Annotated in this window: 16 protein-coding genes; 7 read left to right on the forward strand and 9 right to left on the reverse strand. The window is 72.6% G+C overall.

Annotated elements, in window-relative coordinates; genetic code table 11:
* Positions 1-67 precede the first annotated feature (67 nt).
* Both ACH4NX_RS06210 and ACH4NX_RS06215 read left to right on the forward strand, forming a co-directional pair.
* Complete coding sequence (locus ACH4NX_RS06210; protein WP_398126864.1) at positions 68-1,036, forward strand: DUF3500 domain-containing protein; 969 nt, start codon at positions 68-70, stop codon at positions 1,034-1,036.
* Between the two features lie 105 nt (positions 1,037-1,141).
* The gene (locus ACH4NX_RS06215; protein WP_351390947.1) at positions 1,142-1,933 is read left to right on the forward strand and encodes a VOC family protein; all 792 of its coding nucleotides are present in this window, start codon (positions 1,142-1,144) and stop codon (positions 1,931-1,933) included.
* Positions 1,934-1,960: 27 nt separating this feature from the next.
* Here ACH4NX_RS06215 and ACH4NX_RS06220 read toward each other — a convergent pair whose 3' ends face one another.
* From ACH4NX_RS06220 to ACH4NX_RS06235, 4 genes are all read right to left on the reverse strand, one after another.
* On the reverse strand, positions 1,961-3,520 hold the full coding sequence (locus ACH4NX_RS06220) for a mucoidy inhibitor MuiA family protein (RefSeq protein ID WP_398126863.1): 1,560 nt from the start codon (positions 3,518-3,520) through the stop codon (positions 1,961-1,963).
* 7 nt (positions 3,521-3,527) lie between these two features.
* Positions 3,528-5,687, reverse strand: coding sequence for a DUF4139 domain-containing protein (locus ACH4NX_RS06225; protein WP_398126862.1), 2,160 nt, complete (start codon positions 5,685-5,687; stop codon positions 3,528-3,530).
* A 111-nt stretch (positions 5,688-5,798) separates the two neighbouring features.
* Positions 5,799-6,431: a GPP34 family phosphoprotein gene (locus ACH4NX_RS06230; protein WP_351390938.1), complete on the reverse strand. Its 633-nt coding sequence runs from the start codon at positions 6,429-6,431 to the stop codon at positions 5,799-5,801.
* A 147-nt stretch (positions 6,432-6,578) separates the two neighbouring features.
* A complete protein-coding gene (locus ACH4NX_RS06235; protein WP_351390935.1) occupies positions 6,579-7,679 on the reverse strand; it encodes a helix-turn-helix domain-containing protein in 1,101 nt (366 codons plus the stop codon).
* 110 nt (positions 7,680-7,789) lie between these two features.
* Here ACH4NX_RS06235 and ACH4NX_RS06240 point away from each other — a divergent pair, with 110 nt between their 5' ends.
* Complete coding sequence (locus ACH4NX_RS06240) at positions 7,790-8,818, forward strand: saccharopine dehydrogenase family protein (RefSeq protein WP_398126861.1); 1,029 nt, start codon at positions 7,790-7,792, stop codon at positions 8,816-8,818.
* 190 nt (positions 8,819-9,008) lie between these two features.
* Here ACH4NX_RS06240 and ACH4NX_RS06245 read toward each other — a convergent pair whose 3' ends face one another.
* Together ACH4NX_RS06245 and ACH4NX_RS06250 are read right to left on the reverse strand one after the other, a co-directional pair.
* A complete protein-coding gene (locus ACH4NX_RS06245; protein WP_351390929.1) occupies positions 9,009-10,547 on the reverse strand; it encodes an FAD-dependent oxidoreductase in 1,539 nt (512 codons plus the stop codon).
* 23 nt (positions 10,548-10,570) lie between these two features.
* On the reverse strand, positions 10,571-11,485 hold the full coding sequence (locus ACH4NX_RS06250) for a diiron oxygenase (protein WP_351390926.1): 915 nt from the start codon (positions 11,483-11,485) through the stop codon (positions 10,571-10,573).
* 417 nt (positions 11,486-11,902) lie between these two features.
* On the opposite strand from ACH4NX_RS06250, the gene ACH4NX_RS06255 reads away from it, so the two are divergent.
* A complete protein-coding gene (locus ACH4NX_RS06255; RefSeq protein WP_351390924.1) occupies positions 11,903-12,565 on the forward strand; it encodes a 1,4-alpha-glucan branching protein in 663 nt (220 codons plus the stop codon).
* A 62-nt stretch (positions 12,566-12,627) separates the two neighbouring features.
* Here ACH4NX_RS06255 and ACH4NX_RS06260 read toward each other — a convergent pair whose 3' ends face one another.
* Entirely contained in the window at positions 12,628-13,500 is an 873-nt protein-coding gene (locus ACH4NX_RS06260; protein WP_351390921.1) for a helix-turn-helix transcriptional regulator, read from the reverse strand.
* 148 nt (positions 13,501-13,648) lie between these two features.
* On the opposite strand from ACH4NX_RS06260, the gene ACH4NX_RS06265 reads away from it, so the two are divergent.
* Positions 13,649-14,749, forward strand: coding sequence for an SDR family NAD(P)-dependent oxidoreductase (locus ACH4NX_RS06265; RefSeq protein WP_351390919.1), 1,101 nt, complete (start codon positions 13,649-13,651; stop codon positions 14,747-14,749).
* Here the strand turns inward: ACH4NX_RS06265 and ACH4NX_RS06270 are convergent.
* Positions 14,746-15,108, reverse strand: coding sequence for a MerR family transcriptional regulator (locus tag ACH4NX_RS06270; protein WP_351390917.1), 363 nt, complete (start codon positions 15,106-15,108; stop codon positions 14,746-14,748). The two genes, ACH4NX_RS06265 and ACH4NX_RS06270, sit on opposite strands and share 4 nt — an antisense overlap.
* A gap of 72 nt (positions 15,109-15,180) precedes the next feature.
* Here ACH4NX_RS06270 and ACH4NX_RS06275 point away from each other — a divergent pair, with 72 nt between their 5' ends.
* Positions 15,181-16,044 (forward strand): NAD(P)-dependent oxidoreductase, encoded by an 864-nt coding sequence (locus ACH4NX_RS06275; RefSeq protein ID WP_398126860.1) that lies wholly within the window; start codon positions 15,181-15,183, stop codon positions 16,042-16,044.
* Between the two features lie 54 nt (positions 16,045-16,098).
* On the opposite strand, the gene ACH4NX_RS06280 is transcribed toward ACH4NX_RS06275, so the two are convergent.
* Positions 16,099-18,888 carry an AAA family ATPase gene (locus ACH4NX_RS06280; RefSeq protein WP_398126859.1) on the reverse strand — a complete coding sequence of 930 codons (2,790 nt, stop codon included), beginning with the start codon at positions 18,886-18,888 and terminating at the stop codon, positions 16,099-16,101.
* A 171-nt stretch (positions 18,889-19,059) separates the two neighbouring features.
* Here ACH4NX_RS06280 and ACH4NX_RS06285 point away from each other — a divergent pair, with 171 nt between their 5' ends.
* Entirely contained in the window at positions 19,060-19,974 is a 915-nt protein-coding gene (locus ACH4NX_RS06285; protein ID WP_351390909.1) for an MBL fold metallo-hydrolase, read from the forward strand.

Here is a 19,974-nt window from a genome sequence, read left to right on the forward strand (position 1 = left end):
ATGGAACGCAAGGGGTGACACCGCTCCGCCGATGCGCCATGGCGTGCGCCGAGAAGCAGGAGGAACGGTGGACGTCCATCGATCGGAGGCGACGGCCGTGGAGATGCGGGAGGCCGTGCACGCGCTGCTGTCCGTACTGGACCCGGGCCAGGTGAGCGAGCTGCGCGCCGGACCCGCCCGGCTGGACGCGCCCGAGCTGCGGGAGTGGACCTATCTGCCGGGCCCGCGCCCCGGTCTGTCCACCGAGGGCCTCGACGGCAGGCAGCGCGAGGCCGTCGACGCGCTGCTGGCAGCGGCGCACAGCGCACCGGGAGCGGAGCTGGCGCGCGGCGCGATCGAGGTGGAGCGCCACCGCCGGGCCATGGCCGCAGCCGCGGGCCCCGACCGCTACTGGGTGCGACTGCTGGGCGACCCGGACGGCGACGGACCCTGGGGATGGCGGATGAACGGCCATCACCTCGCCGTACACGTACTGATCACGGCGGCCGCGATCCGGGTGACGCCGCACTTCGTCGGTGCGGAGCCGGCGCGCGTCACGGACGGTCCGCAGGCCGGACGCCGGCTGCTGGGGCCGGAGGAGGATCTGGCCCGGGAACTGGTCACGGACCTGGCCCCCCTCCGACGGGCGGCGGCGGTCTTCGCCGCGGCGCCGCCGGACGACATCCTGACCCGCGCCGATCCGTTCGCCGATCCCGGCCTGCTGCCGGCCGGCCTGTCGTACGCCGGCATGACGTCCGGACAGCAACGGCTGCTCGAGCGCCTGGTGCGCCGCTACCTCGACCGGGCACCCGGGGCGTACGCACGGGAGTGCTGGTCCGACATCGTGGCGCGCGGGCCGGACTGCCTCTCCTTCGCCTGGGCCGGTGGCCGCGCGCCCGGGGACCGGCACTACTACTGCGTCCGGGGCCCCGATCTGCTCATCGAGTACGACAACACCCAGGACGACGGCAATCACGCCCACTCCGTCTGGCGGCACGTCCGCCACGACTGGGGCACCGACCTGCTGCGCGCGCACTACACGGAGCAGCACGGGTGAAGGAGGCGGGCAGGACGCGGGGCGCACGCCGGACCAGGACGACGGGCGGGTGCCGGCACGAGGTGTCACGCTGAGTCCGTACAGGAACTGCGAAAGGGAATCGCCGTGATCACCAATGACTTCGCCCCCGGCTCCCCCTGCTGGATCGACATCGGTACGCCCGACGTCGCCGGCACCGCGGCCTTCTACGGTGCCGTGCTCGGCTGGGACTACGAGCCCATGGGGGAGGGCGTGGAAGGCGGCATGTTCCGCAAGGACGGAAAGATCGTCGCCGGGCTGGGCAAGCTCACCGAGGAGGGCGCGCGTTCCGCCTGGATGATCTACTACTGCGTCACGGACGTGGACGCCACGACCCAGGCCGTGCGACACGGCGGCGGTACGGTGCGGGTGGCGCCGACGGACCTCGACGACTGGGGCCGGATGGCGCAGTACAGCGACCCGGCGGGGGGCCAGTTCGCCGCATGGCAGCCGGGCAGGAGCAAGGGCGTCGAGCTGGTGGACCAGCCGGGTTCGCTCTCCTGGACCGAGCTGTACACGAGCGACGCCGCGGCGGCCAAGGAGTTCTACGGCGGGGTCTTCGGCTGGCGGTTCGGTGACATGGAGGTGCCGGGCGGCGGGGGCACGTACTCCCTCATCACTCCCGCAGGCCTTCCCGAGGAGCGCATGCACGGCGGCCTCATGCAGCTGAGCGAGCAGGACCTCGCCCTGGCGAACGGCCGGCCGTACTGGCATCCGGTCTTCGCCGTCCCCGACTGCGACGCCGCCGTCGCCGCGGTCACGGAGAACGGCGGCAGCGTGCAGATGGGGCCGGAGGACGCCCAGGGCGTCGGCCGGCTGGCCGTCTGCCTCGACCCGTCGAACGCGGACTTCGTGGTGCTCACCCCGGCACAGGAGTGACCGAGGCCCGCTCTCGACGGGCGCGGGTCACACTCCCTCGACCTTGGCGTTCGTCGTGATCTCGTAGACCAGTTCGAGCGTGCGCCGGCCGCCCGGTGGGAGGAGAACGTCCCAGCGGACGATGCCGTCCGCGTCGACGTCGTCGGGCGCGGGGGAGCACGCCTTCCGGCGCAGGCTCACCTCCACCGCCGAGGTCTCCGAGACGGGGACGCGTTCCCGTACGACGACCATGTGCTCCTCGTGGTCAGCGGGCCCCGAGAAACGCGAGAGGTGCAACCGGACGGTGCGCGTGAGAACGGTGCGCTGGGTGAGACCGGCCGTGTCGCGGGTCTCCTCGGTCTCTCGCACGACCCGGTGGTCGTCGCGATGGCCGAAAGCGAGGGCGACCACGGCGCCGGGAGCGGCGAAGTCCAGGGTGCCGCGGCCGAGGAAGCCACTGCCGCTGACGAGGTCCACGGGCCCGGCGAGGAGCGCGTGGCCGGAGCGGTTGTCGAACCGCACCACTTGGCCGACCAGTGGGGAAAGCTCGGGTGAACAGGCGTACTCCCTGCTCGCGGTGGTGCTGAAGGAGGACAGCGGCACACGGTGGGCCCGTCCGTCGGACGGCACCGAGACCGGGGTGCCGCAGCGCAGGACCCGGACCTCGCCGCCGTCGTCGACTCCCGGCAGGCCGTCCACGGGTGCGGGACCCAGGTCGGCGATGTCCTCTTCGCGCAGCTCGACCTGGATGCCGCGGCGCTCCGCCGTGGAACGGTCCCGGAGCGTCAGCCTGTCCTCTCCCAGCCGGGGAGGCTGGGTGGCGAGCGTGCTGCGGGCCGTCGACAGAGTCATCCGGACGCCGGACCAGTCTTCGCCGGTGCGCTGCCAGACCATCGCGTCGGTGTCCAGGACGAGCGAGTCCGCGTCGAGCAGGGCCCGGTAGGCGGGCCGCCACAGGGCGCACGGGACGAGATGGGTGACGCGCAGCCCGGCCGGACCGGCGGCGGTCGCGCGGACGGTCAGCTCGACGTGGCCGACCAGCTCGGCGGGTTCCGTCTCGGCTTGTTCCAAGGCGCTCCGGGCGTCGGACAGTTCCGCCGCGAGCGCGGTCAGCCGGGCGTTCACCACCCGCAGCCGCTCGCCACGGGTGTCGCGTTCCTCGTCGACCCGGTCCAGTTCGCGGGCCCACCGGATCCTGTCGGTCTCCCCGAGGCCCGCGCCTTCGCCGATCTCCCGCAGCAGATCGGTGGCGAGGCGACCGAGAAGGTCGAGGCGGACGTCCAGCCGCTCACGCCGCTGTCCCAGTGCGTGCTGCTCCTCTTCGAGGACCCGCACACGCTGGCGCAGGGCGGAGTCGTCGTCGGCGGGCCCCGGCCCTCGCGGCGTCCACTCGCGTACGATCCGGGCGTCGAGCACGGTCGCCGGGCCGCCGCCGGGCAACTCGGCCTGCAGACTGTGGTCGACGGCCAGGGCACTGACCGGTCCGAGACGCAGGCGCTGGGTACCGGCCGCCAGGTCGAGCACCGCGGTTCGTTCGACGAGTGCCCGGTCCTCCAGACAGGTGACGGCGGTGACGGGGAGGGCGATGGGATCGGGGCTCGTGGGCATGAGGGTGTCAGCTCCTGCGGTTGCCGCCGGTCAGGGCCTTGCCGGCCGGGATGCGGATGACGTAGCCGCCGTCGAGGGCGGCGGTGGCGCCGGCCGGCAGTTCGACTCGCCACAGGCGGGTGCCGGACGCGTGTCGCCCGGACTCGGTCCCGCCGGCAGGCGCCTCCCAGTCGGCCTTCTCCTCGATCCTGACGTCCGCGTCGGAGGTGACCGGTACGCGCTCGCGCACCTCCACGGTGACGGGAACCGGCAGCCGGTTGGCGAGTTCCACGTGGACGCGATGGTCGAGCACGGTCACGTTGTTGCGCAGCCCTGAGGCCGACTCGTGCACGCTGGTACGGCGTGCGACCCGGATGGCCTCGTCGGGTCCGAGACCCACGCGGCACACTCCGCCGGGGGCGAGCGTGGGCAGGGACGTGGTCAGCAGGAAGTCCCCGTCGGCCGCGACCTCCAGCGGGCCCGCCGGCAGCGCCTGGTCGGTGGCGTTGGAGAGCACCAGCGTCGTGTGGACCGCATGCTCCACCGACGGGACGCACAGGTACTCGGTACGCAGGCCCACCGCCACCTCGCCGAGGGTGATCGTGTGCCAGGTGCCGTCCGAGGGGACGTCGGCGCGGGCGGCGGCGTCGTAGCGGTGGTCGAAGGAACCGGCCGACTCGCGGGGGCGTACGGCGTTCTCCGGCAGGGGCAGCGCCGCGACCGTCTCGGCGCGTCGACGGTGTTCGGCCGTCACCGGGTCGAGGGCCGAGTCCGGGAACAGCCGCCCGCGGCGCTCCTGCCCCGAGTCGGGGCCGTGCAGAACCAGTGCCGCGTAGTCGAGTTCGGCCCCGCTCGGACGCGGAGGCCCGGTCACAGGGGCGGACGAGGGCGCGGCCGGAGGGCCGGGTACGGGGGAAGGCGCGGCCCGGCCGGGGGCCGCGGGAGCCGCGGAGCGGGGCGCGGCGGGCCCGCCGCCGGTACGGAGAGCGCCACCCTTGTGGCGGGCGTGTGGTGGGGGACGACCGGGTGCCGAGCCGCCGAACGCGGCGGGCACCGGTCCCGCCGCCGCTCCGCCGGGCGGCGGAAGGACGGAGAAGGGCGCACCCTGACCCGTCATCGGCGGGGGCGGGGGCGGGGGCGGGGGCGGGGGCGGGACGGGACCGGACGGAGGAGCGGCTTCGGCCGACACGGCGGCCGGGGCGGGCACGGCGGCCGGGAGGGCCACCGCAGGCGGGAGGGACACCGCTGGCCTGCCGGTGCCCGGCCGTGGTCCCGCCGCGTCGTAGCCGCCGAAGAGGCCGACCAGCCCGGGCGGCGGCTCCCGCCACCCCGACGGCGCGGGAGCGGGTTGACCGCGTCCGATACGGAGGGAGCGGAGCCGGGGTACGTCGGTGCGCCGCCTCAGATCGGCCGTGGCCAGCGAGACGCGGACGCCGGTCCAGTCCTCGCCGGTGCGCTGCGCGATCGCCGCCCGCAGCGACAGCCGCCCTTCGCTCCCGCCCTGGCGGTGGGCGAGACGGTAGGCCGGCACCCAGACGGCGCCGGGCACTCCGTACTCCACCTCGACCTCGACGTCCGTGTCCGCGCCGCCCATGAGGGTCACGGCCGCGCACAGGGTGGTCTGGACGTGTGCGGCGGGGGCGTCTGTGGAGGCGCGGGAGAGTCTGTCCGTGGCCACGTCCAGCGCGTGCTCGACGTGCCTCAGTTCCTCTTCCGACTCTCGCAGGCGGGAGTGCAGCGCGGTCAACCGGTCGTCGACGAACTCGGCGAGGTCCAGCCATGCGTCGACGGGGGTGCGGCGGTGCGGATCCTCGGCCTGGCGCGGTGGCGGCACCGGGCGCAGCGCCGCCACCTCGTCGATCAGCCCCTGCTGCCGGTCCCGGCGGGCCTGGGCCGCCTGCACGGCGTCGAGGAGCCGCTCCACCTCCTGCCGCAGCTCGTCGGCCGCGGGGCTGCCGAGCGGCTCGGCCCCGACCTCCACCCTGGCCTCGGTGACACGCGCGCCGGTGGCGCCGAGGACGCGCACCCGCAGGGAACCCGGGTCCGCGGAACGCGGCAGGCCGGTCACCCGCACCCGCCCGTCGAGGGGCACGCTGCCGCGGGCGAGCCGTCGGCACAGGGCCCCTTGCGCGTACACCACCACCGAGTCGAGTGCCGATGACCAGTTCGGAACCGTCCCAGCCTTCATGTGCCCCCCATCCGCCGTGTCAGTGCCGGGGGAACTCTATGCCGGATGCCCCCGTGCGAGTCGTGTCCTCTGGAGGCCCTTCAGGGAAGGGCGCGTCCGGACCGGGGTACCTCACGGCGCGCGCCACACGTTGTCGTAGGCGTCCTGTTCGATCCGGCGTCGCTGACGTTCGGCCTCGAGTTCCGTGAGCGCGTCGCTCACCACGGCGAGGATGGTCTCCACGTCGTCCGGGGTCTCGGTCGCGGACGTGTCCACGGCTTCAGGCGGCGCCCCTTCCCCGATACCGAGTGTGCTCGCGAGGGCCGCCAGGACGGAGTCGTCCGGCAGCGGACGGCCGGTGGCCTCGTGACGGGACGCGGAGGGCGGTTCCTGCGAGCGGGTGAGGCCTGAGCGGCGAAGGAGGCGGGGCAGGAAGCCGCCGTGGGAGTCCACCGCGACCTGCGCGGCGAGGGCGTCGGCATAGGCGCCGGCGAGTCCGCGGCCCCGGCGCCAGAGCCAGTCCTCCACCGTCTCGTACGGCGCCTCCGTGACGAGCCGCGCCGCGGCCTGTGCGAGGAGGGCGTCCGTGCCGTGGACGTGTTCGCCGAGGGGGACGACGCGATCGCCGTCCAGACGCACGGCCTGTGCCTCGCGAAGGTCGAGGAGTTCGGCACCGGCGAGGGCCAAGGACACGTCTCCTTGCGCGATGGGCCGGGCGGAGGGCACTTCCAGGGTGATGACGAACAGATCCCGAGCGGTGTTCATGCCGCCATTGTGCTGCTCGTTCCGGCCCGCTGCCGAGACCGCGTACGCGACCCGGGGCGCGGTACCCGCCGTCACCTGACACGGTGCGCCTCCCAGAAGGGGCCGAGATCCCTGTCCGGCATGGCCTTGTCCGTCATGGCCTGTCCGTCAGGGACTGGGCGGCCTTCTCGAAGTCGGCGGTCGTGGGGACGCCGTACCAGTGGTCCCGGGCGTACCGCTCGAGAAGCCGCGCGATGGTGTCGGTGCCGAGGGCGCGTTCGAGGCCGGCCAGGCGTCGACGGCGGGGGCCGCGGCCGTCCGGGCGGATCGGGTCCGGGAGCGGAAGGTGCGGCGGTAGGCGTCCGGCGGCACACCGACCGTCCGGTGGAAGTGCCGGCGCAGCGTCGTGGCGGTGCCCATGCCGGTGGCCGTCGCGATCGCGTCGATGGTGTCGTCGGTGGTCTCCAGCAGCTCCTGCGCGTGGCGGATACGCTGGGTGAGCAGCCACTGCAGCGGGGTGGTGCCGGTCGCCGACCTGAAATGGCGGCCCAGGTTGCGCGAGCTCATCCGAGCACGGCGGGCCAGGTCCTCCACGGTGAGCGGGTGGTCGAGCCGCCGCAGAACCCAGGGGAAGAGCTCGGCGAGCGGGTGGTGGTCCGGGGCGGGCACCGGGGTGGCCACGAACTGGGCCTGGCCGCCGTCCCGGTGCGGTGGTACGACCAGGCGGCGGGCGAGCCTGTTGGCGACCGACGCCCCGTGGTCGAGGCGGACCAGATGGAGACACAGGTCCATGGCCGCTGCCTTGCCGGCGGACGTGAGCACGCTGCCGTCGTCCACGTAGAGGACGTCCGGGTCCACCGTCACCCGTGGGTGACGCTCGGCCAGCTCCCCGGTGTGGGCCCAGTGCGTGGTCGCGCGCCTGCCGTCCAGCAGGCCGGCCGCGGCCAGTACGAAGGCGCCCGTGCACAGGGAGACCACGCGCGCGCCGGCCTCGTGGGCCTCGCGCACCGCATCGACCAGTTCGGCCGGCGGATCCCGGTCGATGTCGGCCCAACCCGGGACGACCACCGTGTCGGCGTACGGGAGGTGGTCGAGCCCAGCGTCGGGCTCCAGCCCGAAACGGCCGACCCGTACGGTGCCCGGGCCGCAGACCGAGAGGCGGTACCAGGGACTCACCACGTCCGCCAGGTCGGTCCCGAAGACCTCGCACGCCAGGGCCAGCTCGAAGTGCAGCATGCCGTCGGTGGCGGCCAGCGCGACAGTGGTCATGTCCGGAATTGTATGGGCCATGGCGTTCCGGACAGTAGTGGTGGGCGCCGGTCCGCATGAGGATGTTCCTGTCAAAGCGCAGTGGGTCGTGCGAGTACAGGGGAGAAGTCATGGGATCGGGCCGGACAGTGGCGGTATTCGGAGCGTACGGGCACACCGGGCGGTTCGTGGTGGCCGAGTTGGGACAGCGGGGGTACCTCCCGGTCCTCTCCGGTCGCGACGCCGAGAAGCTGAAGGCGCTGGCGTACGAGACCGGGCTGGACGCCCGCCCGGCGTCGGTGGACGACCCGGCCTCGCTCGATCGTGCGCTGGCCGGAACCGCGGCCGTGATCAACTGCGCCGGCCCCTTCGCCGTGACGGCCTCACCGGTGATCGAGGCGGCCCTGCGGGCAGGGATCCCGTATCTGGACGTGGCGGCCGAGATCGAGGCCAACGTGGACACCTTCGCCCACTTCGCCGACCGGGCCCGGGAGGCCGGGACGGTGGTCGTCCCGGCGATGGCCTTCTTCGGCGGACTCGGCGACCTGCTGGCCACCGCCGCGATGGGGGACCGGACGGTGGCCGACGAGGCGCACGTCGCCTACGGACTGAGCAACTGGCACCCCACCGCGGGGACACGCACGGCCGGCGCCGTCTCACGGCAGCGGCGCGAAGGCCGACGGGTCCGCTACACCGGCGGGCGGTTGCGGTACACGGGCGACGCCACCTCGACCCAGGACTGGGCCTTCCCCGAGCCCCTCGGCCGGCGCTCCGTGATCGCGGAGTTCACGATGGCCGACGTCGTGACCATCCCGAGCCACCTGGCCATTCCCGAAGTACGCACCTACATGACGGTCGAGGCGGCCCGGGACATCGCCGCTCCACAGACGCCGGCGCCGGCGCCGGTGGACGAGCGCGGGCGCTCCGCCCAGACCTTCCTCGTCGACGTACTGGTGCGCGCGGGTGCCCTCGAACGACGTGCGGTCGCCCGGGGGCAGGACATCTACGCCGTCACCGCGCCGTTGGTGGCGGAAGCGCTCGACCGCGTCCTCGACGGTCGGACCGCCGCGGTCGGGGTCGTCTCCGCCGGCGAGATGTTCGACGCGGCGGACTTCCTCCGGGCGCTGTCCCCGCACATCAGCCTGGAACTGCTCCCGTAGTGGCCAGGCGGCGCACTCGCACTCTCGCGTCGTCGAAGATGGCGGGTCGAGGACGCCGTCCGCGAGGGCCGGTGCACTGCCGCGCACCCCACGCTGAGCGGCACCCACAGGGAAGGACAGAAGGGCGGAGCCTCGCGGCGCCCGGGACGGAGCGCTCGGGCGAAGTGGGGCCGGTCGCCGCGGAGGGCGGTCAGCGGTGCCGGCGCCGGCGCCGTGCGAGGCGGGAGAGTGCCCTCGCTCCGCCGGTGGGTGGGGGGAGTGCGCCCGCGACGGCGTCGGCCAGCAGGGTGCCGACCGTCTCCTGCGCGCAGGCGCGGTTGGCGCCGATGCCTCCCGAGGGACCTCGTTTGATCCACCCCACGACATAGGTTCCGGCACCGCCGGTCACCCTGCCCTGCTCGTGCGGAACGGTTCCGGTCGCCTCGTCGAACGGCAGTCCGGCCTGGGGCACTCCCCGGTAGCCGATCGCCCGCAGCATCGTCCTGGTCGGGATGTCCAGCTCTCCCGCCCCGTGGGTGACGCGCACGGCACGCACCTGCTCGTCCCCGCACACGTCCACGGGCGTGGACAGGAAGCGGAACACGATGCGGCGCCGCCCTGTCGGGTCCGGTGACACGGACCAGTCGACGGCCTCCCGCGCGACGTCCCGCAGGACCCCCGCCTTGTCCTTCCACCCGGCGGCGTCGATCGCGGCTCCGATGCGCGGATCGTGGTCGTCGACGACCAGGTCCACCTCGGGAAGGTGCTTCAGAGCGAGCAGTTCGGACCGGGTGCACGCCGAGTCCTCGGGCCCCCGGCGTCCCAGCAGGACCACCTCGCGTACCTTGCTGCGGCGCAGTTCCGCCAGCGCGTGGCGCGCGATTTCCGTGCCGGCCAGCGCCTCCGGGGCGGAGACCAGGATGCGGGCGACGTCGAGGGCGACGTTGCCGTTGCCGACCACGACGACACGCTCGGTCGAGAGATCGACGGCGTCCGGCGCGACTTCCGGGTGCGCGTTGTACCAGGCTACGAAAGTGGTCGCGGACAGGCTCCCCGTCCGCTGCTCGCCGGGTATGCCGAGCCGCCGGTCCGTGGCGGCGCCCACTGCGTAGATCACCGCGTCGTGGTGTGCGGCGAGTTCTTCGGCCGTGATGTCTGCTCCCACCTCGAGACCGAGGTGCATGCGCACGCGCGGATGCGTGTGGAAGCGGGCGAAGGTGTCGCCGATCTTCTTCGTCGCCGGGTGGTCCGGGGCGACGCCGTAGCGAATGAGGCCACCGGCGGACGGCAGCCGGTCGATGAGTGTCACCTGGGCCCGGGTGTGCAGCAGCAGGTCCTCGGCGGCGTACATGCCCGCAGGACCGGTGCCGACGATCGCGACCCGTAGCGGTCCGAAGTCCGAGGGAAGGACCCGGTCGAAGGTCGGCTCCCCCCAAACGTGGAAGTTCGGTCCGCAGCCGCGTGTTCCCCGCGCCTCCGCCTGCGACTTCTCCTCGGCCTGCTGGAAGTAGGCCGCGTTGATGCCGGCGTACTCCCGCTGGCCGGCGGTCAGGCCGCTGACCGGGAAGATGGCATCCACCGGGCAGGCGTCGGAGCACGCGCCGCAGTCGATGCAGGTCTCCGGGTCGATGTGCAGCATCTCCGTGCTGCCGAAGGCCTGTTCCTCGGGGGTGGGACGTATGCAGTTGACCGGGCAGACGGACACGCAGGTCGCGTCGTTGCAGCAGGTCTGGGTGATCGCGAAGGCCATGTCGTCCGCTCGGTTCCAGGTCGTCAGATCAGGTTGGCGCGCTGGTAGAAGAACAGCGCGGGCTTGGTGAGCAGACCCACCGACGTCAGGTACTCCATCAGGCCGGAGCAACTCGAGCGCATCATCGACTTGTGGTGCTCGTTGGCCTTGGCCTCCCGGAGGGCCCGCTCCTCGTCCAGTCCGGCGTTCGCGTAGACCTTCCGGTTCACCATGCTGGTGACGATGACGTAGGCCGCCACGGCGATCAGAAGCGACTGAATCCGGCGGCGCGTCCGTCCGGCACGCGCAAGGTGCCTGCGTGTCTCGTCGCGGGCGAACTGCATGTGCCGTGACTCCTCGACGACATGGATGTTGTTGATGGTGCGGACGAACGGTACGACCCGTTCGTCGCGCATCCAGTCGCGCTGCATGACGTCGAGGACTTCCTCGGCGACCAGGATCGCCGCGTACGCCGCCTCGCCGTACGCGACGGTCTTGAAGAACCGGCCGAGTTCGACCGCTACCCGGTGCGGACGGTAGGCAGGTGCCCGGAGCTTCTCCGCGCCGCGAGCGAACATGATCGAGTGGCGGCACTCGTCGGCGATCTCGGTGAGCGCCCACTGGAAGGTGTCGCTGGTCGGGTCCTTCGCGTAGATGTCCCGAAGCACCATCTGCTGCAGGATCATCTCGAACCAGATGCCGGTGCTCGCCACCGACGCGGCCTCCTGCCGTGTCAGCGCCTTGCGCTGCGCGTCCGTCATCTCGTCCCAGTACGCAGTCCCGTACAGGGTGCTCCACTCCGGACTGGCGCCGTGGTAACTCTCGTCGAGCGGCGTCTCCCAGTCGACTTCGGTGAGCGGGTCGTACGAGAGTTGCGCGGACGAGTCGAGCAGTCGCCGCGCGATGCCGGGGTCGGTTGTGCGGCTGTTGGGCTCGGGCCGCGAGATGTTGATGGCCATGCTGGGTACTCCTCGAGCCGAATCGGGGAAGTGCCTCGTCCTCACTGCTATTACTGGCGGTAACAGCAGTGTTGCTGACGAACTTTATAACAAGAGCCGTCGCATGCCTACCCCGAAGTAACCCGCAGGTTCGCGCCACCCTCCGGTCGACACCCGTGTACGAACTCACCGGCTGTGGCCGGCCGACGGGACGGCGTCGAGGTACGACGCCCAGGTCACCGACGCCGGACCGGCGAACACCGTCGGCCTCGCCCAACGCCGCACCGCCTCGACCGGTGCCGGCCGGCGGCCGGGGAGGCGGCGGACGCCCTACGGCTGGGTGCCGAGCAGGATCCCTCTCGTCGAGCCTGTCCAGCCGGATCACACGTGTGGGAAGGTGTGCGGGCCGTATTCACTCGACGGAGGAGGCTTTCCGGCATGGCCGTCATCCACCACACCACCGTGGAACCGACCAAGGTGGAGCTGCTCACCTCCTGGCTCCCTTCCCGCCCGTGGTATCGCGGCGGGGAAGGCGCGCCGGAGTTGGCCAAGGCCGGCGGCTTCCGACTGGACGACCCGCAGGGCGAGGTGGGGATCGAGTTCATCGTGGTCACCGACGCCTCTGGCCCTCACCCGACCAGCTACCTGGTGCCGCTCACCTACCGCGGTGCTCCACTCGACGGGGCGGAGCACGCCCTTGTCGGCACCATGGAGCACGGGGTGCTGGGGCGGCGGTGGGCCTACGACGGCTGCCACGACCCGGTGCTGGCCGACCAGTTGCTCGCCCTGGTCGAGGGCCGGGTCCAGGCCCAGGACCAGGACACCAGCGACACTCCCGACCAGGAGGTCACCAGCTCCTACTCGGGCGAAGTGCCGGCCTTGGCGCCCTTCACCGGCGTTGCCACCGACGATCAGGAAGGCACCGCACTGGCGGTCCGGCATGGCGCGACCCTCCACCTGCGCCGAGCCCTGCGGCCCGCCCCGGATGGCCCGCCGACCCTGCCGCAGGGAGCGACCGGCCACGTCTCCGGTTCCTGGCGCATGCCGGACGGCACCCGGGCGCGAGGCCTCTTCGCCGTCCTGCGCCCGGACAGGCCCTAGGCGACACGCCTGGTCGTCGGCGGTGAGGGAGCCCCGGCCGATGTGGCCCCCGTGGCCGCCGGTCAGGGAAGCGGGGTGGCGGAACGGCCACCTGCGCCTGTGACGCGAAGAAGGTCCAGTTTTCCCGCCTCGCTGCTCCCGGTCGCTGCCGTGTAGGTGACCATGCGCAGGTCCGCGCCGGGGACGATGAGGACGTCGCAGTCGAGCAGGATGTCGCCGATATCCGGGTGCCGGATCGTCTTGCGGTCCGTCGTGTGCTGGGCGGCGCCCGTCCGCGCGGCCCAGTGACGGGCGAACGCATCGGATGTTTCCCGCAGTTCCCGCACGAGACGATCGAGCTGGTCGTCCCTGGGGTAGCGGGACACGGCGTCCTTGAGGTCGGCGACGATCGACTCCGCGAAGGCGTCCTGCCCGCGCTCGGATCGGACGGGAAGCATCGAGGCGTGTGCGGCGCCGTCGCCGAAGAGCGCACGGGCCAGGTTCCGTTCGGCGGTCGGGAGGACGGCGGGGTCACCGTGCAGGGCGCTCCACGTGGTGTTCCACCACACCAGGGTCCAGTCGGCGGTGAACACCCCGATCGGTACGTCGCCCAGACGCGCGGCGAGCCGTTGGATGCCTGGGGGCACATGGGTGCTGACCGTCCCGTCCTGGGGCGGAAGGAGCCCGGCGCTTCGGTACAGCCGGTCGCGCTCGGCGCGGGAGAGCTGAAGGGCCCGGGCGAGGGCGCCGACGACCTGGGCCGAGGGGTTCTTCGCGCGTCCCTGTTCCAGGCGCAGGACGTAGTCGACGGAGAGCCCGGCCAGCTGTGCGAGCTCCTCGCGGCGCAGTCCCGGGGCACGACGGCCGTCCGTCATCGTGAAGCCGGCGTCGGCCGGGGCCAGCCGGTCGCGCCAGGAGCGCAGGAGTGCGGAGAAGACGGAGCGGGAGGAAGCCATGGGTTCATTCTCGCCGCAAGGCGCCGGACGAGCCTGGGTACTGCCAGTCCTGGTGACGGGGACGGCACTGGCTGGCGGTGGCGCCAACGGCGAACGTGGAGCCGCGCCCGAGCCAGGCGCCATCGTTCGGCTAGTCGAGGAGCCTTCCATGGAGCACACCATCGTGATGACGGGCGCGAGTCGCGGGATCGGCCGCGTCGCAGCCGAGCACATCCTGCGCCGGTCGCCGGACGCGCACCTCCTGGTCGTGGCCCGTGGCTCCTCGGGGGCGCGGCTCGCCGCGGAGCTCGGCGCGGGCGGATACACGGTCTCGTACGTCTCGGCGGACCTCGGTTCGCTGGCCAGTGTCCGCTCGGCCGCCGGCCGGATCCGCGGCCGGCTCGACCGCGGTGACCTGCCGCCGCTGCGCGGCTTCGTGGGCAACGCCGGCACGCAGTACACGAACGCGCTGACTGAGGGACCCGACGGGTTCGAGGCCACCTTCGCCGTCAACGTGCTCGCCAACCACCTGTTCGTCCGCCTGCTCCAGGACCGCTTCACCGCTCCCGCCCGGATCGTGATCACCGCCAGCGACACCCACTTCGGCGACTTCAGACACAACATGGGCATGGTGCCCGGACCGGCCTGGAAGCCCCCGGGCGTCCTCGCCCGCACGGGCGCCTTCCCCAAGCCGGACACCGCGGCCGGCGGGCGCACCGCGTACTCGACGAGCAAGCTGGCCGCGATCTACCTCGTGCACGAGTACGCGCGCCGGCTGCCGGCCGGGATCGACGCCGTCGCCTACAACCCCGGGTTCGTCCCCGGCACCGGCCTCGCCCGCGACGCGGGACCGGTCTCCCGGTTCGCGATGCGCCGGATCATGCCGGTGATGACCCTGACCCCGTTCGCCACCAGCCGCAGTGCCGCGGGCCGCCACCTCGCCGACGTCGTCCTCGGCACGACCCACGCGCCAACCGGTTCCTACGTCGACCGCGGCCGTGCGGACCGCTCGTCGCGGGAGTCCTACGACCCGCAGCGCGAAAGCGAGCTGTGGGAGGCCGCCGAGCGGTTCACCGCGGTGGCCACGGCGAGGGCGGACACGGCGGACACGTCTTCGGGCGATGTGACGAGCGGCTCACCCCGGTGGATCGAGCAGCGACCGGATGGCCCGACTGGACGCGGGGAAACGCGACCTCTGACGACCGAGGTTGTCGAAGCCGTAGATCACGGACAGGGGTCGCGTTCGCGTGATGCCCCCACGAACCCCTAGCCGGCCAACCGTCGCTCCGTGGCCGCCAGGTACTCACGCAGGGTCCGGCGGGACCGGACGAGTGTGTCGATCTGCTCGTCCAGTGCGGCGATGCGCGCCCGAAGCAGGCCCAGGGTCTCCGGGCAGGGCTCCAAATCGGGGTCCCCGCCCGTGACACACGGTTGGAGGTAGCCGATCTCCTGGGTCGACAGCCCGGCGTCGAGGAGTTTCCTGATCTGGGACACGGTCAGTACGGCGTCCTCGCCGTACTCGCGGTAGCCGTTGTCCCCGCGGCCGGGCACCAGCAGGCCCTGAGCCTCGTAGTACCGCAGTTGGTGCGGATTCACCCCGGTCCGCCGACTCAACTCCCCGATCAGCACGCGCGTTCCCCCTTGACCTTCATACCGGTGTGAACGTTGACGATTGTGCCACCGACCGGAGAGAAGGAGCACATGATGCACACCGGCACACCTGTCACGGTTCTGGGCCTTGGACTGATGGGCGGCGCCCTCGCCGGGGCGTTCCTGCGCGCGGGACACCCGACGACCGTGTGGAACCGCACGCCGGCCAAGGCCGACGACCTCGTGGCGCGCGGCGCGACGCTCGCGGAGTCCCCGGCGGCCGCGATCGCGGCCGCCCCGCTCGTGGTGGTCTGCGTGTCGGACTACGACGCTGTGGTGGATGTCCTCGACGGACCGCTCGACGACCGGGTCGTGGTGAACCTGACCTCGGGCACGCCTTCGCGCGCCAGAGAGCTCGCCGAGGAGGTGGTGCGCCGCGGCGGCGGTTACCTCGACGGCGGGGTCATGGCCGTCCCGGAGACAGTCGGCACGGCTGACGCCGTGCTCGCCTACAGCGGGCCGCGACCGCTGTACGACGCCCTCAAGTCCTCCCTGGACAGTCTCGGCACGGGCCTCCACCTCGGTGATGACCCCGGCCTGTCGGCCACACACGAGATGGCCACGCTCGTCCTCATGTGGAGCATGCTCAACGGCTTCCTCAACGGCGCCGCGATCCTCGGCCCGGCCGGTGTGTCCGCCACGGCGTACCTCCCCGTCGCACGGACCGCGATCGACATGGTGGCAGGCTGGCTCCCGGGCTACGCGCGGCAGGCCGACGACGGCGTCTACCCGGCCGACGACGGCACCGTGGACACCCACCTGACGGCGATGGCGCAGGTGGTCGAGGAGAGCGAGGCGCTCGGCGTCAACTCGGAGCTGCCGAGGCTCGTCAAGGCACTGGCGGAGCGAGCGGCGACCGCCGGCCACGGCGGCAGCGGATACGTGGCGCTGGTGGAACAGTTCCGCAAGCGATGAGTCGCGCGCAGCCGCCGTGAAGGGGCCGCCTCGCGGGTCACCGCGCCCCCGGCCCTATTTCCGGCGGGGCGCCGTGGCGAGGGGCCCCTCGATGAGGTCGCGCAGCTGGGAACGGGCCGTGATGCCCAGCTTGGGAAAGCTGCGGTAGAGGTGCGAGCCGACCGTACGCGGCGAGAGGAAGAGCCTCTCCCCGATCTCACGGTTGGTCAGCCCGCGGGCGGCGAGCCGGACGATCTGCCGCTGTTGCGGGGAGAGTTCGGCGACCGCGTCGGGAGCGGTGTCCGTGACATCGAGGCCGGCGGCGCGCGATTCGACCCGGGCACGCTCGATCCACGGACGCGCGCCCAGACGCCGGAAGGTCTCCAGGGCCTCGGTGAGCGGCCCGCGCGCCTCTGCGACACGCCGACGGCGCCGCAGCCACTCGGCGAGGTCGAGCAGGGTCTGCGCGCGTTCGAAGGGCCAGTACTCCAGTACCGGATCCGCGAGAGCCGCCCGGAAGTGCGGTTCGGCGTTCCGGGGGTCCGCCAGGAGGCCGCGGGCCCGGCTGATCAGCGCACGCAGACGAGGGGAAGCGTTGTCCGCCAGCGCGTCCGCCGAGCGCTCGACGACCGCGACAGCCTCCTCGCGGCGGCCGCAGCGCACAGCGGCGGCGGCCAGATCCGCGAGCGCCGGGTAGGAGGCGTGGTAGTGCACGGGCGCGCCGTCCGCCGTGAAGACCGTGCGGAGCTGGCCGTACGCGGTCTCGTAGTCGCCTTCCGCCGCTGCCGCGGCACCGAGCGCCCGATGGGCGTAGACGGCCACCGAGCGGCTTTCCAGCGGATCGATCAGCGTGAGCGTGTCCTCGGCCCGGGACCGGGCCGAGGACACGTCGCCCAGGAAGGCCAGCACCGTGGCGTCCACGGCGGCCGCACAGGCCACGGCGTGGTCGAGGCCGGCCACCCGGCCGACCGCGGTGGTGCGGGCGCAGGCCTCACGGGCCTGTTCCCACCGTCCTCGCTCCACGTAGGCCCAGGCGACAGCGCCTCCCAGCCCCTCGGGCAGCGCTCCCCGCAGCCCCCAGCGGTCGAAGGCCTCGTCGAAGGCGCGGACGGCCCGTGGAGTCTCGTCCAGGAGCCACGCCATGATGCCGACGGCGGTGAGCCGTTCCGGCCGGCCCTCCGCCTCGGCAGCCAGCCGCGGTAGCAGGGAGACGAGCTGGGCCCGGTCGTCGAAAGGGTCCGAAACCGTCCTCACCCAGGTGGGCAAGCCCGCGTACGAGGTGTTCGCGGGAAGGCGTCGCAGGATGCCCTGGACGCGGAGACGCTGGGAGTCCTCTCCGGAGTAGAAGCGGACCACGGCGGCGCCGGCCACGAGGTCCAGCCCGGCCGCAGGCTGGGAGGCCGCCAACTCCTCGGCCGCGTCGGCCAGCCGGGAGAAGACCACGCTGTGGCGCACCGTCAGGACCGCCAGTCGTCCCGCCTGTACGGCGGCGCGGGCCAGCAGGGCCGCGTCGTCCGTGCGCCTGCGCGCCGCGGCGACCAGTTCCTCGACCCACGCGATGTCTCCGGTGAACACGGCCGCCGCGGCGGCTTCGACCAGCAGCCGGGCACTGTCCTCGCGCCGCGGCGCGAGTTCCGCGGCGCGTTGCAGGGCCTGGGCCGCCGCCGCGTGGCCGCCGCGGCGGCGGGCCCGTCCGGCGGTCCGCTCCAGCTCCGCCGACACGGCCGCGTCCGGCCGCGGACATGCGGCCGCGAGATGCCAGGCCCTCCGGTCCGGTTCGTCCCGCAGCATCTCGGCGAGCGCCAGGTGAGCCTCGCGCTGGGCACCCAAGGAGGCGGCGTGGTACACGGCGGACCGGACCAGGGGGTGGCGGAACCGGACGTCGCGGCCGGTCCGCCTGACCAGCCCGGCCCGCTCGGCCGGCAGCCAGGCCGCGTCCTCGGCGCGCGGCAGCCTCGCCGGGTCGGCGAGCGCGGAGTCGGCGCTGTCCATGGCCGCCAGGAGCAGCAGAGCCCGCGTGGTGGAGGCGGGGAGGTCGTCCAGACGGGAGGCGAAGATCCGCTCCAGATGCTCGGTGAGCGGAAGCGGACCCGCGGACGGCGCCCCCGCAGCCGTGTCCTGGGCTGCGGCCGTCCTCGTCAGTTCCACCAGCGCCAGCGGGTTGCCGCCCGCCTGGTCGAGGATCCGCGACCTGGTGTGGCCAGTGGGGCTCTTGGGCTGCAGGTCCAGCAGCTGATCGGCCGCGGCGTCGTCGAGCGGTTCCAGGGTGAGTACCGGCACATGACGGTCGAATCCCGGGAAGCGGTCGCCGCCACGGGTCCCGATCAGCATCGTGACCGGTTCGCCCGCCAGCCGTCTGGCGGCGAAGGACAGCGCGTCCAGGGAAGCACGATCGAGCCACTGCGCGTCGTCCAGCACCACGAGTACCGGATTCTGGTCGGCCAGGCCCGACAACAGGCTCAGGACGGCTACCGCGACCAGCATGGGGCCGGGTGCCGACGTGGCCGTCCCCTCGCCGAAGGCGTCCTGCATCGCCCCGCGCTGTCTTTCCGGCAGTGCCTCCACCTCGGCCAGTACAGGCCGCAGCAACTGGTGCAGTGCGGAGAAGGCCAGGCTCGACTCCGACTCGCTGCCCTCGGCGCGCAGCACGCGAGCACCGCGGACTTCGGCCCGGCGCGCCACGTGCTCCAGCAGCGCGCTCTTGCCCGTTCCCGGGTCACCGACCAGCAGCAGCGCCGGGTCGGCCGTCACCGGGTCCACCGCGCGAAAGAGGCGTGCCAGTTCCGCGTCCCGGCCGACGACCGGCTCCGCCGTGTCCGGCTCCGCTCCCTTGACCGCACCGCGGTCGGTTGTGTGCTTGTCCACGGAGTCTCCCGGAATCGCGGCTTTCGGTCGGAGCCGCCTTGCGCCGGCCCACCCAGGCTACAAGTGGCCTGGTCCGGTGTCCGGGCGCACAGGTGCAGTCATGTTACGGATACCGCGCGCGCCGAGGCCGCTCGTACGGTCTCAGGAGAATTCCAACTCCCGAGGACGGCCATGGAACAGATCACGCTCGGCGATGTCACCATCACACGAGTATGGGAGTACTTCGGTTCCGTCGAAATGACGCCCGACACCTTCTTCCCCGACAGCCCGAAGGAAGCGTGGAACAGCGACGCCTCCTGGTTGAGCTCGCATTTCGTCGATTCCGACACCAATATCGTCAATTCCGCGATCCAGACCTGGCTGCTGCGCAGCGAAGGCAGGACCATCCTCGTCGACACCGGCGTGGGCAACCACAAGGACCGCCCCTACGCGCCGGTCTGGAACCGTCTCGAGACGGGCTTCCTGGCCAATCTCGCGCGCGCCGGTGTCGAACCCGAGGACGTCGACATCGTGATCAACACGCATCTCCACATCGATCACGTCGGCTGGAACACGTACCTGAACGGCCGGCAATGGGTGCCCACTTTTCCCAATGCCACCTATCTGATGCCGAAGGATGACTTCGACTTCTGGAATCCCGAGAACGGCCACAAGCCACTGCTCGGCCGCGGCAACCAGAACGTCTTCGAGGACAGCGTGGCGCCGGTGCACCGGGCCGGCCGGACGTTGCTGTGGGAAGGCAGCCACCGGATCGACGCCGGCCTCCGCCTCGACGCGGCTCCCGGACACACTCCCGGCTCCTCCGTACTGACCCTCGCTTCCGGGACGGACCGCGCGGTCTTCGTCGGGGACCTGCTGCACAGCCCCGTGCAGATCCTCGAGCCCGACTCCAACAGCTGCTTCTGCGAGGACCCCGCGGGCGCCCGCGCCACCCGTCGCAAGGTGCTGGGCTGGGCGGCGGACAACAACGCACTCGTGATCCCCGCACACCTGGGCGGCCACGGCGCCGCCGAAGTGGCACGCGAGGGGGACAAGTTCGCCATCAAGGGCTGGGCGCCCTTCGCCCCGTACACCGAGCAGGCCTGA

Source organism: Streptomyces sp. NPDC017225 (assembly GCF_044331465.1).
Lineage (GTDB): Bacteria > Actinomycetota > Actinomycetes > Streptomycetales > Streptomycetaceae > Streptomyces.

Excerpts from the sequence above, each read along its gene's own strand:
- ACH4NX_RS06220 (WP_398126863.1), bottom strand. The coding sequence starts at position 3,520 with ATGCCCACGAGCCCCGATCCCATCGCCCTCCCCGTCACCGCCGTCACC.
- ACH4NX_RS06225 (WP_398126862.1), bottom strand. The coding sequence starts at position 5,687 with ATGAAGGCTGGGACGGTTCCGAACTGGTCATCGGCACTCGACTCGGTG.
- ACH4NX_RS06230 (WP_351390938.1), bottom strand. The coding sequence starts at position 6,431 with ATGAACACCGCTCGGGATCTGTTCGTCATCACCCTGGAAGTGCCCTCC.
- ACH4NX_RS06235 (WP_351390935.1), bottom strand. The coding sequence starts at position 7,679 with ATGACCACTGTCGCGCTGGCCGCCACCGACGGCATGCTGCACTTCGAG.
- ACH4NX_RS06240 (WP_398126861.1), top strand. The coding sequence starts at position 7,790 with ATGGGATCGGGCCGGACAGTGGCGGTATTCGGAGCGTACGGGCACACC.
- ACH4NX_RS06245 (WP_351390929.1), bottom strand. The coding sequence starts at position 10,547 with ATGGCCTTCGCGATCACCCAGACCTGCTGCAACGACGCGACCTGCGTG.
- ACH4NX_RS06250 (WP_351390926.1), bottom strand. The coding sequence starts at position 11,485 with ATGGCCATCAACATCTCGCGGCCCGAGCCCAACAGCCGCACAACCGAC.
- ACH4NX_RS06255 (WP_351390924.1), top strand. The coding sequence starts at position 11,903 with ATGGCCGTCATCCACCACACCACCGTGGAACCGACCAAGGTGGAGCTG.
- ACH4NX_RS06260 (WP_351390921.1), bottom strand. The coding sequence starts at position 13,500 with ATGGCTTCCTCCCGCTCCGTCTTCTCCGCACTCCTGCGCTCCTGGCGC.
- ACH4NX_RS06265 (WP_351390919.1), top strand. The coding sequence starts at position 13,649 with ATGGAGCACACCATCGTGATGACGGGCGCGAGTCGCGGGATCGGCCGC.
- ACH4NX_RS06275 (WP_398126860.1), top strand. The coding sequence starts at position 15,181 with ATGATGCACACCGGCACACCTGTCACGGTTCTGGGCCTTGGACTGATG.
- ACH4NX_RS06285 (WP_351390909.1), top strand. The coding sequence starts at position 19,060 with ATGGAACAGATCACGCTCGGCGATGTCACCATCACACGAGTATGGGAG.